The 882-nt window shown below is 65.5% G+C and carries 1 pseudogene; it reads left to right on the top strand.

The window, feature by feature from the left end:
• Positions 1-882: pseudogene (locus EN893_RS35870) on the top strand (hypothetical protein); the annotation flags it as partial.

Raw genomic sequence — 882 nt, 5'->3', positions numbered from 1 at the left:
CCTCATCGCTGTCTTCATGGCGTCGACGGCGCGCGCCGTCGGCCCTGTAACCGTCGTCGACAATCCGGCGGTGCTCGCCGCGCTCGATGCCGGGGGTTTCGGCTTCGCCGATGTTTTGGGGGTTGACGGCGAGGACGGTCTAAAGACGCTTTACGACGAGGCCCCCGCCTATCACGCCATCGTTGACATCGTTGCCTCCGATGTTGCGGCGCTCCGCGCCGAGATGAAGGCCGGCGGGCGGCCGCTCTACGAGGTGACAGACGGCAATGTCGGCCGCATCATGGACATGCGCTGGCTGAAGACCGATGCCGCGCGCTTCCGGCTGGTCGGCGTCGTCAACCGGCTCGACCGTCGCGATTTCATGCTGCTGCAAGGCGACAGGAGCTGCGGCGAGGTGCGCTTCATCTACCGCCTGGCCTACAGTTTTCGCAAGAACGGCAAGCTGCTGGCATCGCGCTTGCCGTTCAATTTCAATGCCGTCTACAGCGCCGCGCCCGATGCCGATGGCGGCTGCGTCGGCACTGCCGGACGCTGGACGCCACAGCTTGACGAGAGCGTCGATGCCGGCTGGCTGACCGGCGGGCCGCTGGAGAAGGCCGGGCTGACCTTCAAGCAGCTGGAGCTCAACGCGCAGGTGGTGCGCTTCCCGTCCGGCCAGGAAACCGAGTTCGGCGGGCAGGCGGCCTATCTCATGCGGGTATTCGGCATCGATGGCGCCGAAATCAGCGAGAAGCCGCTGGAGAACACGCCCGACACCGCACGGCTCTCGCAGGACGCGGCGCTGAAAGCACGGCTTGCCGCCTATGTCGGCGCCAATTTGCCGGCGGTTGACGAAGGCGTCTATCAAATCCCCGACGAGTTCCTGGCCAGAAAGATCATATC

The organism is Mesorhizobium sp. M7A.F.Ca.CA.004.04.2.1 (assembly GCF_004022825.1).
Lineage (GTDB): Bacteria > Pseudomonadota > Alphaproteobacteria > Rhizobiales > Rhizobiaceae > Mesorhizobium.
This window is presented reverse-complemented; position numbering and strand designations above follow the sequence as displayed.